Source organism: Embleya scabrispora (assembly GCF_002024165.1).
Taxonomy (GTDB): domain Bacteria; phylum Actinomycetota; class Actinomycetes; order Streptomycetales; family Streptomycetaceae; genus Embleya; species Embleya scabrispora_A.
Map to the genome: position 1 here is coordinate 1601401 of NZ_MWQN01000001.1, position 11670 is coordinate 1613070.

Here is an 11670-nt window from a genome sequence, read left to right on the forward strand (position 1 = left end):
CACGGTCAGGACGCGCTCTCCGAGGGCTGCGGCTTGCCGACCCGGATGCCCTTCAGGACGGTGTCCAGCGTCGCCTTGTCCGGAGCCCCGGCGGTGATCGCCATCCTCGACAGCACGCACGGGTATCTGCCGCGCTCGTTCTTCTCGTCGATCACCACCGCCTGCGCCCAGGCGGAGTCCGCGTTCATGCCCAGGTCCTCGGGCTTGCCCGAGACCCGGCCGCGCAGGACGTAACCCGGGTGGCCGTCCACCGTGATCGCCTTGTCCAGTTCCAGGTCCTCCAGCTTGATCCCGCCCTTGCTGCCGCCGCTCACGTCCTTCTTCAGATCGGCGACCAGCTCGGCCATGGAGCCGGCCTTGCGCGCGGTCACCGTCACCCCCGCCACGTAGCACTTGCGCTCCGCCTGGAACCGGGTCTCGACGTCGGATCCGCCGTTGCGCGTCGCCGACCTGCTCGGGCAGGGGCCTTCCACCGCCTGGTCCGCCGGGGATTGGGGGTCGGGAGCGACCCAGTCCTTGAACCTGGGCACGGTCAGCCCGGTGGTGGGGTCGGTGAGCGTGCCGTCCGTGGCCACCGTCGTGCCGCCGTCGTCGTCCCCGCCCAGGAGCACGATCAGCGCGGCGATCAATCCGCCCACCACGACCAGCGCCAGCACGCTCAGCCCGATCGCTCTGCCACGACCGGGCCGGGCGGCGCCGGGTGGCGGCCCGATCGGCTGGTAGCCGCCCGGGTATCCCCCCTGGGGGTAGCCGGCGTGCGGCGGACCGGGCGGGGCGCTGCTCGGCGGCGGCGGAATCTCGCCCTGCGCGCGGGCCCGGGTGGAGGCGGTCCACTGCGTCCCGTCCCACCATCGCTCGGAGCCGGGAGCCGACGGGTCTTCGTACCAGCCGGGAGGAATCGAGGCAGTCACCCGCGTGACGGTACAACCGGCTCCGGCGCGACACGAGCGCCACCCGGCAAACGTGACCGTTCGGAGACGCGAACACCGCGAGCGGGCGCCGATCAGCCCAGGTCGAGGCCGAGTTGACCGTCGACGACCGGCTCCACGCGGGGTCGCTTCAGATGCCGCCACGCGGGCAGGTCGTCCCAGTACGCCCACGACATCCGGTGGTGGGGCGTGGGGCCGAATTCGGCCAACGCGGCCCGGTGCACCGGGGCCGGATAGCCGGCGTTGCCCGCGAAGCCGTACTCGGGGTACGTCTCGCCGAGCCCGGCCATCATCGCGTCGCGATGCACCTTCGCGAGCACCGAGGCCGCCGCGACGCCGACGCACGACTGGTCGCCCTTGATCACGCAGCGCACGGCCCACGGCGCGCCGAGGAAGTCGTGCTTGCCGTCCAGGACGATCGTGTCGGGGCGGATCGGCAGCGCGGCCAACGCACGCTCCGCGGCCAGCCGCAGCGCGGCGGTCATGCCGAGCGTGTCGATCTCCTCCGGCTCGGCCGCACCGAACGCGTACGCCCGCACCCACGAATCGACCGCGGCGGCCACCTCCTCGCGACGCCGCGCGGTGAGCAACTTCGAGTCGGTGAGCCCTGCGGGCGGTACGGACAGGTCGGTGATCGCCGCGGCGACCACCACCGGCCCGGCCCACGCACCACGCCCGACCTCGTCCACGCCCGCCACCACACGCGCGCCCCGAGCGATCAACTCCCGCTCGACGTCGTAGGTAGGCGCCGCGATCCGCCCACCGCCCTTACGCGGGCCGACGACCTTCTTGCCGACGGCCTTCTTGCCTGCCGCCTTCTTGCCGGCGATCGACTTTCCGGCCACCTTCTCGGCAGCGATCGTCCTGCCCGCGACCTTCTTGCCCGCGACCTTCTTGGCGATGGCCTTCTTGGCGGCAACCGTCTTGGCAATGACCTCGGCAGCGGCCTTGTCGCCGGCGATCGTCTCGGCCGCGACCGTCTCGGCAGCGGCCTTTGTGCCCGCCGTCGTCCTCGGGGCGCTTCGCGTCCCGGGGTGCGGCGTGGTGTCGGTGCTCGGCTCCGGCGCCGTCGCCGCGGTGTCCGCCGGGGTGCTCGTCGGTTCGGCGCTGGGCTGCTTCACGCCTCCACCGTAGGTCACCCGTCAGCGATGGCCGACCACCGTCTCGCGTGCGCCGTCGGCGATCGAAAGCGGCGGCTTGGGTTCGAAGTAGGTCGACACCCCCGCCGCCCGCAACCGGTCGCGCAGCGCCCGCGCCCCGGCCGCCCCCGCCAGCGCGGCCTCCGCCGCCGCGGCCAGGTTCAGTTCGACCCCGTCGTGGTCGGTGACGGTGGCCGTGCCGGCCCAACTCGGCCGCATCCGGCCCCGGCCCGACTCGATCCACGCGCACTCCAGCAGGGCGGCCAGCGCCTCCGCGGTGTCCTCGCCGTGCCGGGCGATCAGCTCGTCCCCCCGCCCCTCCACGAGCAGGCCGAGCACGCCGCCGAGGGTGACCGGATACTCCACGCCCGCCCGCCTCGCGGACATCCCGAGCGCCGCCGCCCGGCGGGCCGGCCCGAATCCGAGCACGTGCCCCAGGAACGCCTCGTCGGACAACTTCACCAGACCGTCCAGCGGCGCGAACCCGCGCCGCCCGAGATGCCCGTCGTCGTCGGTGGCCAGCAGGTACGGGTGCACATGCGCCAACAACCTCGGTTCGGCCGACGCACCACCCAGCAGGTCCGTACCGGCGGGTGTGCCCCGCCCGTCCGTCGGCCGCGCCCGCAGCCGCTCGATCCGGGTCACCAGGGCCGCCTCCGGCTCGCTCCCGGCCTCGTCGCGCTCCGCCCGAAACGCCCGGAAGCCGGCGATCGGGTCACGCGGTACGCATCCCGCCGCCATCCCGGGCACCAGGAGTTCGTCCCGGAACCGCCGCCAGTCCGCCCGCGCCAGAGCCAGCTCGGTCAGCGCGTCCACGACCGCCTCGGTGCCGTAGGCGCGCGCGGCGGCCCGATCGGCGGCCCGCTCCTCGAAGGCCACCACGGGCGCGCACACCCGCCGGTACAGCGCCGCGTAGCCGGCCGCCATCCGGGCCGACGCACCCCGTCCGGCGAACGCGTCGGCCAGCCCGACCACCGCGTCCACGCCGTGGCAGGCGATGCGGTCCGCCAGCGGAGGTCGGCGCCGGCGGGAGTGGCCGAGCGCGTGCGCGATCACCACCCGCAACCGGCGGCCGGTCATCACGTGGGGCAACGTGCCGCCGAGGACCAGGTGTCGGTGCAGCAGGGTCCCGGGCCGGCGCACCACCCGCAGTTCGCAACCGGCGCCACCGGTCAGCACGATCCCGTCCGGGGCCGGCACCCGCAGGTCGGCGGCCACATCCTCGACCAACTCCCACAACACCGGCTGCGCCGCGGCGTCGACGGCGAGTCCGGCCGGCAGTCGGCGCGGGCCGGCGAGTTCGAGCAGCAGCGCGACCGTCGCGACCACGCCCAGGCCCCACAACACCGCCGCGCCCGAGGTGAAGAACCGCCCGTGGTCGACGATCGCGCCCGTGGCGAAGGCCACGACCAGGAGCGGCAGCGCGAGCACGACGTAGAGCACGCCGAGGAGCAGCACCCCGGCGAGTGCGCGTAGGCCCGTCCGTGCGCCCATCGGTCCCCCTCGAGGAATATTCACCCGTTCGAGGACGACCCTAGAGCCTGGCCCGTGGCCCGCGCGGGATCCGCGGGCATCCGTGCGCATCCGTGCGCATCCGTGCGCATCGACCGGCACTCCGACCGCCTGCCGGGCACCCACGGGGCGCCCACCGAGCGCCGCTGCCCGCCGGCAAGCCCCTCAAGGCAGCAGCGGCTCCAGCAACCGATGCGGCTGCCGCATCGCGCGGGTGACCGGATCGTCCCGGCGCAGCAGATTCGCCCCCGGCCCCGGCGCCACCTCGGTGTCCGCCGGCGCGACCGTCGCCCCGCACACCGCGCAGACCCCGTGCGGGTCGACCGCCCCGCCGCAGCCCTCGTGCCGGAAGATCCGGCAGGGCACCCCGTTCTGCACGTGCTGCTCGCCCCATCGGGCCATCGCCCGGATGATCGGCCACAGGTCGATGCCACGCTCGGTGAGCACGTACTCGTCGCGCGGCGGGGACTCCTGGTAGCGGCGCCGATCCAGCACGCCGGCCTCGACCAGCGTCTGCAGTCGGCCGGAGAGCACCGCGCGCGGGATGTCGAGGTGCCCGAGGAAGTCGCTGTAGCGCCGCACGCCGTAGAAGGCGTCCCGGACGATCAACAGCGTCCAGCGTTCGCCGACGAGTTCCAGCGTGCGGGCGAGCGCGCAGTCCTGCTGTCCGTAGTCCTTGCCCAAAGCCATGCGAGCACTTTAACCCCGGGTCGGTTCATTCATCGAACCAAGAGGTGCTACGTTGCTCGGGCATCTTCGGTTCATTCACCGAACCGACGCGCCAGGAGTCGCAATCCGGGGAGCACAACCATGTCCGTCGCCACATCCACCGCCACGCGCACGACATCCGCACCACCCGCCACGCCCGAGTCCGCCCTCGACCGGGTCCGCGCCGACCGCACCGTGCCGGTGGTGGCGCTGGGCACGCTGCTGCTCCTGGCGACCTACACAATGCCGATGGCGATCGTCCCGAGCACCGTCCGCGACCTGCACGCCGGACCGAGCGGCCCGGCCTGGATCCTCAGCGCCATCGGCCTGGGCCTGTCCGCCGCCCTGCTGATCACCGGCAGCCTCGCCGACGACCTCGGCCGCCGCCGGGTGTTCACGGCGGGCGCGCTCGGCCTGGCGCTGTCCTCCGCGCTCACCGCGCTGGCCCCGTCGCTGCCCCTGTACGTGATCGGCCGCGCCCTCCAGGGCGTCGCCGGCGCGGCGATCATGTCCGCCGGGCTCGGCCTGCTGGCGCACAACCATCGGGGCGCCGCACGCGGGCGGGCGATGGCCGCCTACGGCTCCTCGATCGGCGTGGGCATGGTGCTCGGACCGCCGGCCGGCGCCGCCCTGGTCCAACTGCACCGGTCCGCGCCCTACTGGTTCACCGCGCTCGCCGCACTCGGCCTGGCCGTCGTCGCCCGCAGCATGCCCGAGTCGCGTGCCGAACACCCGCGCCGGCCGGACGTATGGGGCACACTCACCCTGGGCCCGGGCCTGATCGCACTCACCGCCGCGCTGATCGAGGGCCGCCGGGGGTGGCAGCGCCCGGTGGTCGACGCGCTGCTGGTGGCCGCCGTACTCCTGCTCGCCGGCTACGCCGCGACCGCGCTGCGCGGCCGGGCGCCGATGCTGGACCTGCGCATGTTCGCCCGGCCCGCGTTCCTGGGCGCCACGTTCGGCGCGCTGATCGCCGGCATCGCGGTGATCGCCATCGCCGCCTACCTGGCCACCGTGTTCCAGGGCACCCTCGGTCTGAGCGCCCTGGACTCCGCGCTCCTGCTCGGCCTGTGGTCGGCCATGGCCGCGCTCACCGCGTTCGCCGTCGGTCGGGTGCACGTGCTGCCCGACCCCGCCCACCGCTTCGCCGCGGGCCTGCTCGTCTCCGCGGTCGGCTTCCTGGGCCTGTACGGGATCGGCCCCGCCGACTCGTGGCTCCGGGCCGTACCGGGCCTGCTGGTCGGCGGCTTCGGGGTCGGCCTCGTCAACACCGCGCTGGCCCGCCTCGGGGTGGAGAGCGTGCCCGCCGACCGCGCGAGCATGGGCTCCGGCGCCAACAGCACCGCCCGCTACACCGGCGCCTCGATCGGCGCCGCGCTCGTGGTCGCCCTGGTCGACGCGGGCGGCATGGACCTGGCCATCCTGATGGCGGCCGGCGCATCCCTGCTCGGCGCGCTCGTCGTACTCGCCCTCCGGCGCGCCGAACAGCGGGCGTAGACCGTACGGCCCGCACCGGCCGCGCGGCGGCAGGCGGCACAACCCACCACGGCACAGCGAACACAACGACACAACCTGCGGGAATACCCTCGGCATCAAAGCGAATAAACCCACAAAGCTGCCCAAATCAGACACTCGCCGGCGACGCCGGGCCCCGCGTCTGGAAAACTCGGGTCATGTGACGAGCGATGTGCAGACACCGACGACGGATCGACCCGCAGCGCCGGCGGATCGCCGTCGTTTCCGGGCACTCGCCAACGCGATCATCGAGCGTCCGTACCTGATAACCGCGGGTCTGATCGGCCTGATCATCGTCACCGGGGTGAACGGGCCCGACTGGCCGGCGCAATACTTCCGCACCTGGCTGATCCGCGACCACGGCACCTACCTGTGGAACAACCAGTGGTACGGCGGTCACCTGCTCCCCGGCTACAGCATCCTCGCGCCGGTGATCGCCTCCAAGATCGGCACCGCCACCCTCACCGCGCTGTCCTGCGTCACCTCGGCGTGGGCCTGGGACAAGCTCCGGGTCGGCGCCAACGAATTCGCCCGCCAGGTGGGCAGCTGCTGGTTCGCGGTGATGTGCAGCGTCGACTACCTGATCGGCCGCACCCCGTTCGCGCTCGGCGTCGCGGCGGGCATGCTCGCGATACTGGCCGCCCGCCGCCGGCACCCCCTGTGGGCCGGCTTCGCCGCGCTGCTGTGCGGCCTGTCCAGCCCGCTGTCCGGCGCGTTCCTGATGCTGGTCGCGCTCGCGTGGGTGCCCCGGGAGCGGGTCTGGCCGACCCGGCTGTGCTTCGCTCCGGCCGCGCTCGGCCTGGTCGCCGCGCTGGCGTTCCCGAACGAGGGCATGTTCCCGTTCCCGTGGTGGCGGTTCCTGCCGATCCTGGCCTTCGCCGCGGTCGGCCTGGCGATACTGCCCAAGGAACTGAAGAGCGCCCGGCGCTTCCTGTGGTTGTACGCCGGCACCGCGGTGATCTTCTTCTTCGTGCCGACCTCACTCGGCGGCAACCTGGCCCGGCTGGGCGAGCTGACCTCCGGGCCGCTGATGGCCGTGGTCCTGCTCTCGGCCGGCCGGCGCCGGCTGGTGGTGCTGTTGACCCTGCCGCTGCTGGTCTGGCAGTTCCAGTCCGCCGCGCTGGCCATCACGCACGACATCAAGGACTCGCCGGGCGAGAAGCCGCAGTACTACGCGGGCATGCTCGACTACCTCCAGAAGAACAACACCCACCCGCTGGGCCGGGTGGAGATCCCGTTCACGCGCGGGCACTGGGAGTCGGTCTTCGTCGCCGAGAAGATGCCGCTGGCGCGCGGCTGGGAGCGCCAGTTGGACCGCAACTACAACGCGGTGCTCTACCAGAAGGACCTGACCGTCGAGGAGTATCGCGACTGGATCGACGACACGGGCGTGCGCTTCGTGGCCCTGCCCGACATCCCGATCGATCCGTCTGCGATCCCCGAGGCGGAGCTGATCCGCAAGGGCATCCCGTGGCTCAAGCCGGTCTACACGGAAAAGGACGGGCGCTGGCAGATCTGGGAGGTGGAGAACCCGAGCCCGATCGTCGAGGGGCCGGGCGAGCTGACCGAACTGACGCCCAGCCGGTTCTCCTTCGACGCGCACTCGGCGGGCACGTTCGTGGTGAAGATCCATCCGACGTTCTGGGTGACCGCCGACCGGCCCGAGATCGTGATCAAGGCGACCAAGGACGAGTGGAGCGAGATCACCGTCGACCGACCCGGACCGGTCACGGTGTCCGCGCGCGACGCCAAACTCTTCAAGGGCGGCAAGGGCGGCAAGCCCTGACCCGCGTCCGGTGGCCGGGGGCGGGTCCGCGACCCGCCCCCGGCCCGCTCACGGCGCCGGCGGCGCGTCCGGGTCCAGGCCGCCGGCCCACTTGGGCGCCCGGGGCTGCCACGCCTTGACCTCGGCGAGCAGGCTCGCCGCACTCCGCGCGACCAGCAGCGTCGAGCGCAGGTCCGGCTTGAGGAAGCCGTGGGCGGTCATCGTGTCCAGCGCGTCGAGCAGCGGACTCCAGAAGCCGTCCACCTCCAGGACCGCGACCGGCTTGGTGTGGATGGCCAGGTGCTGCCAGGTCCAGACCTCGAACAACTCCTCCAGCGTGCCCGCACCGCCGGGCAGCGCGACGAAGGCGTCCGCCTGGGCCGCCATCGCCGCCTTGCGCTCGTGCATGGTCTCGGTGACCTGGAGCTCGGTCAGGCCGAGGTGGGCGATCTCGCGATCCACCAGCGAGCGCGGCATCACGCCGATCACCTCGCCGCCCGCCGCCAGACAGGCGTCGGCGACCGCGCCCATCAAACCCACGTGTCCGCCGCCGTAGACGATCCCGACCCCCGCCTCCGCGAGCCCGCGGCCGAGTTCGCTCGCCGCCTCCCGGAACCGGGGCGAGACGCCCGACGCCGACCCCGCGAACACCGCTACCCGCATGACGGGCTCCCCTCGTCGATGACCACCGAAGTGGTGTGCGCAGAAAGATACGCCGCTCGAATTGTGCCGAATACGGTCACGCCCCCGGACGGCGGTCCCGTCCGGAGCTGCGCGGTCGAGGGGCATCGGATCGGTGCCGAATCGATGGCACGTCGAGTCGACGAATCGCCTCTCACCCGCCGGAGCGGCGGTACAGTCCCGGCATAGAAGGGCAAATTCGTCCATCGTCGGCCGCCGTCACCGAACCCGACGTTGACGGGAAGACCCCTCGCCACGGCAGAATGCCCGCGTGCCCGCCACCGAGCGCCCTGCCTCGGACATCCCGTTCGAGCGGCTGTTTCCCGATCTGGACGACCATGGCCGTGAACGCCTGGTCGCCGCCGCGAGAGCGCTCGATCTGCGCCGCTCCCTCGACGACCCCGCGCGTTGGTTCTGGAACGAGCCCGACCCGCTGAGCCCGGAACCCGAGCCCGAGCCGTCGCCGCACATCCTGGGCACCGCGCTGCTCCTGTACGAGGCCGACGGGGACTGGCTGGAACTGGGGCTGGACGTCTGGCAGCTGGACGGGCCCTTCGTCAGCGTCACCGCCACCGTCGAGGTGGCGTGCTGGTGCGACACCGACCACAACATGCACGCGGTCCAACGCGCCGAATGGCCGGCGTCCACCGCGCAGGCGTTCCTGGAGGCGTTCCACACCGCCGCGCTGTCCGTGATCCGCCGCATCGAGGGCCCGCGCGACCCGCGCGACCTGCGCGCCCGCGCGGGGCTGCCCAACCCGCCCGAACCACCCCCGAGGATGACCCCGCCGCCCCCCGAACGGGCCCCTGGTCTGAACCACCGATTCATCCGAACGAAGGATTTTTTCGCGGCACACCGGTGATTCCTCGACGGACATTGCGCCATGCCCCGCCATACATCGGACAATCCGGCGTCCTACCTCAACGCCCCCCTGCATCCCATCGGTTCCGGCGTGAAAAACTGGGGCCGTCATGACACACGCTCTGGACGGCCGCATACCCCTGGGGGAACCCACATCGGGCGCGGGCGGCACCGCCCGCCGTACGTGGCGCCGACATGCGCGCACGGTGCTGATCGGGATCACCGAGCACCCGTACGTGATCACTCTGGCCCTGGTCGGCCTACTGACCGTGCTGGGCATCAACGGCGCCGACTGGCCGGCCCAGATCTTCCGCGCCTGGCTGGTGCGCGACCACGGCGCGGTGTTGTGGAACAACCAGTGGTACGGCGGACACCTGCTGCCCGGCTACAGCGTGATCACCCCGGTCCTGGCCGGCGGCATCGGCACGCGCCTGCTCACCGCGATCTCCTGCGTCGCCGCCGCGTGGGCGTTCTCCCGGCTGCGCCTTGGCCGCGGTGACCTGGCCCGGCGGGTCGGCAGTTGCTGGTTCGCGGTCATCGTCAGCATCGAATACCTGATCGGCCGCACCCCGTTCGTGCTCGGCGTGGCCGCCGGCCTGATGGCGATCCTGGCCGCCCGGACCGGACATCGGGCGTGGGCGGCGGTGGCGGCCGGCTTCTGTGGCCTGGCCAGCCCGCTGGCCGCGGCGTTCCTGCTGATGATCGCGCTGGCGTGGGTGCCCTCCGAGCGGGTGTGGGCGACCCGGTTCAGCCTGTCCCCCGCCGTGCTCGGCCTGGTGATGTCGCTGGTCTTCCCCGGCGGCGGCGACTTCGCGTTCCCGCTGTGGCGGTTCGCCGCGATCCTGGGCTTCGCGGGCGTGGGCCTGGCCCTTCTGCCCCGCACCGAGGTCAGCGCGCGCCGCTTCCTGTGGTTGTACGCGCTCTCCTCCACCGTGCTGTTCCTGATCCCCAGCGCCGTGGGCGGCAACGTGGCCCGGCTCGGCGAGTTGTGCGCCGGTCCGCTGATGGCCGTGGTGCTGCTCTCGCTGGGCCGCCGGCGCCTGGTGGTCCTGCTCGCCGTACCGCTGCTCGCCTGGCAGTTCTCCTCCGCCGGCAAGGCGGTCGCCTTCAACAACCAGGACAGCACCGGCAAGAACTCCGCCTACTACGTCGGGATGCTCGACTTCCTGGAGCGGGCCAATCTGCCGGTGGGCCGGATCGAGATCCCGTTCACGCGCGGCCACTGGGAGACCGTCTACGTCGCCGAGCACATGCCGCTCGCGCGCGGGTGGGAGCGCCAACTCGACCGCGCGCACAACTCGGTGCTGTACGGCCCCGGTCTGGACGAGGCGCAGTACCACGCGTGGGTGCGCGAGACCGGGGTGCGCTTCATCGCCCTGCCCGACGTCCCGCTGGATCCGTCCGCCAAGCGTGAGGCGGAGATCCTGCGCGCCGGCGCCGACTGGCTGGTGCCGGTGTGGTCCGACCCGCACTGGGTGATCTGGGAGGTGGCCGACCCGGTTCCGCTCCTGGACGGCCCCGGGCAGTTGGTCGACATCACCCCGAGCGGCTTCACCCTGCTCGCCCAGCAGGCCGGCACGTTCACCGTACGGATCCACCGGACCAGCTGGTTCGTCGCGAACAAGCCCAATACGAGCATCGGCGAGACCGAGGACGGCTGGACCGAGGTGACCGTCACCGAACCCGGCGAGGTCACCATCACGGCGAAGGCGTCGGCCGTCCTGCCCTGACCGGGGCGGGTAGGGTAATTCGGGTTCATGCCCTGGTGGAAAGGTAAAGCAGACCGATGGCCGAGCACCACGACCACTCCAGCCACGATCACCACGATCACGAAAAGGGCCGGATCTTTGTGATGGGCCGCCCGGTGGACTCGTACCCCGCCATGGCGCCCGAGGCCGCGCGCGGCAAGGTCCTGCGCGTCACCGTGGTCGGCGAGGAAGTCCTGCACCGGCCCTGCGCCGAGATCACCGAGTTCGGCACCGACGAACTGAACACCCTGATCGACGACATGTTCCTGACCATGTACGTCGCCGACGGCGTGGGCCTGGCCGCGAACCAGGTCGACGTCGGCATCCGGCTGTTCGTCTACGACTGCGTGGACGAGGACGGCAACCGGCACGTCGGCCACATCCTCAACCCGGTCCTGGACGAACTGCCCGCGGCCGAGCGGCACCTGGAGGAGGCGGGCGAGGGCTGCCTGTCCGTCCCCGGCCCGCACGAGGACCTGGCCCGCCCCGACCGCGCCATCGCCCGGGGTGTGGACAAGGACGGCAACCCGCTGGTGGTCGAGGGCGAGGGCTACTTCGCCCGCTGCCTCCAGCACGAGACCGACCACCTCAACGGCTACCTGTACATCGACCGGCTCTCCAAGCGCGAGCGCAAGAACGTGCTCAAGGAGATGGAGTCGATGCGCGACGAGGTGTTCGCCAAGCGCGACGCGAAGGCCAAGCAGCTCGCCGGCTGACCCCCGGAAGCACCTCCGAGCACAACGCCGAGAACGACGTCGAAAGGGGCGGGGAACCGATACCGGTTCCCCGCCCCTTTCACGCGCTCACCCCAT

The 11670-nt window shown here is 72.3% G+C and carries 10 protein-coding genes; 5 read left to right on the forward strand and 5 right to left on the reverse strand.

From position 1 onward, the window contains the following. Positions 1-5: 5 nt before the first annotated feature. From B4N89_RS06990 to B4N89_RS07005, 4 genes are all read right to left on the reverse strand, one after another. Positions 6-911 (reverse strand): DUF2510 domain-containing protein, encoded by a 906-nt coding sequence (locus tag B4N89_RS06990; RefSeq protein WP_161500653.1) that lies wholly within the window; start codon positions 909-911, stop codon positions 6-8. Between the two features lie 92 nt (positions 912-1003). Then, complete coding sequence (locus B4N89_RS06995) at positions 1004-1684, reverse strand: ribonuclease HII (protein WP_078979166.1); 681 nt, start codon at positions 1682-1684, stop codon at positions 1004-1006. Positions 1685-2071: 387 nt separating this feature from the next. Next, on the reverse strand, positions 2072-3562 hold the full coding sequence (locus tag B4N89_RS48900) for a hypothetical protein (RefSeq protein ID WP_143657881.1): 1491 nt from the start codon (positions 3560-3562) through the stop codon (positions 2072-2074). A gap of 183 nt (positions 3563-3745) precedes the next feature. Further along, positions 3746-4270 (reverse strand): winged helix-turn-helix transcriptional regulator, encoded by a 525-nt coding sequence (locus tag B4N89_RS07005; RefSeq protein ID WP_078974989.1) that lies wholly within the window; start codon positions 4268-4270, stop codon positions 3746-3748. Between the two features lie 120 nt (positions 4271-4390). Here B4N89_RS07005 and B4N89_RS07010 point away from each other — a divergent pair, with 120 nt between their 5' ends. Together B4N89_RS07010 and B4N89_RS07015 are read left to right on the forward strand one after the other, a co-directional pair. Further along, a complete protein-coding gene (locus B4N89_RS07010; protein ID WP_078974990.1) occupies positions 4391-5785 on the forward strand; it encodes an MFS transporter in 1395 nt (464 codons plus the stop codon). Between the two features lie 178 nt (positions 5786-5963). Further along, the gene (locus B4N89_RS07015) at positions 5964-7589 is read left to right on the forward strand and encodes a hypothetical protein (protein ID WP_235618501.1); all 1626 of its coding nucleotides are present in this window, start codon (positions 5964-5966) and stop codon (positions 7587-7589) included. A 48-nt stretch (positions 7590-7637) separates the two neighbouring features. On the opposite strand, the gene B4N89_RS07020 is transcribed toward B4N89_RS07015, so the two are convergent. Further along, positions 7638-8231: a TIGR00730 family Rossman fold protein gene (locus tag B4N89_RS07020; protein ID WP_078974992.1), complete on the reverse strand. Its 594-nt coding sequence runs from the start codon at positions 8229-8231 to the stop codon at positions 7638-7640. Between the two features lie 289 nt (positions 8232-8520). On the opposite strand from B4N89_RS07020, the gene B4N89_RS07025 reads away from it, so the two are divergent. The 3 genes from B4N89_RS07025 to def all read left to right on the forward strand — a co-directional run bounded on the left by B4N89_RS07025 (position 8521) and on the right by def (position 11574). After that, positions 8521-9111, forward strand: a complete 591-nt coding sequence (locus tag B4N89_RS07025) for a hypothetical protein (RefSeq protein WP_078974993.1) — start codon at positions 8521-8523, stop codon at positions 9109-9111. A gap of 109 nt (positions 9112-9220) precedes the next feature. Beyond that, a complete protein-coding gene (locus tag B4N89_RS07030) occupies positions 9221-10840 on the forward strand; it encodes a hypothetical protein (RefSeq protein ID WP_078974994.1) in 1620 nt (539 codons plus the stop codon). 56 nt (positions 10841-10896) lie between these two features. Next, complete coding sequence (gene def / locus B4N89_RS07035) at positions 10897-11574, forward strand: peptide deformylase (RefSeq protein ID WP_078974995.1); 678 nt, start codon at positions 10897-10899, stop codon at positions 11572-11574. Positions 11575-11670: the final 96 nt, after the last annotated feature.

Excerpts from the sequence above, each read along its gene's own strand:
- B4N89_RS07010 (WP_078974990.1), top strand. The coding sequence starts at position 4,391 with ATGTCCGTCGCCACATCCACCGCCACGCGCACGACATCCGCACCACCC.
- B4N89_RS48900 (WP_143657881.1), bottom strand. The coding sequence starts at position 3,562 with ATGGGCGCACGGACGGGCCTACGCGCACTCGCCGGGGTGCTGCTCCTC.
- def (WP_078974995.1), top strand. The coding sequence starts at position 10,897 with ATGGCCGAGCACCACGACCACTCCAGCCACGATCACCACGATCACGAA.
- B4N89_RS07005 (WP_078974989.1), bottom strand. The coding sequence starts at position 4,270 with ATGGCTTTGGGCAAGGACTACGGACAGCAGGACTGCGCGCTCGCCCGC.
- B4N89_RS07030 (WP_078974994.1), top strand. The coding sequence starts at position 9,221 with ATGACACACGCTCTGGACGGCCGCATACCCCTGGGGGAACCCACATCG.
- B4N89_RS07020 (WP_078974992.1), bottom strand. The coding sequence starts at position 8,231 with ATGCGGGTAGCGGTGTTCGCGGGGTCGGCGTCGGGCGTCTCGCCCCGG.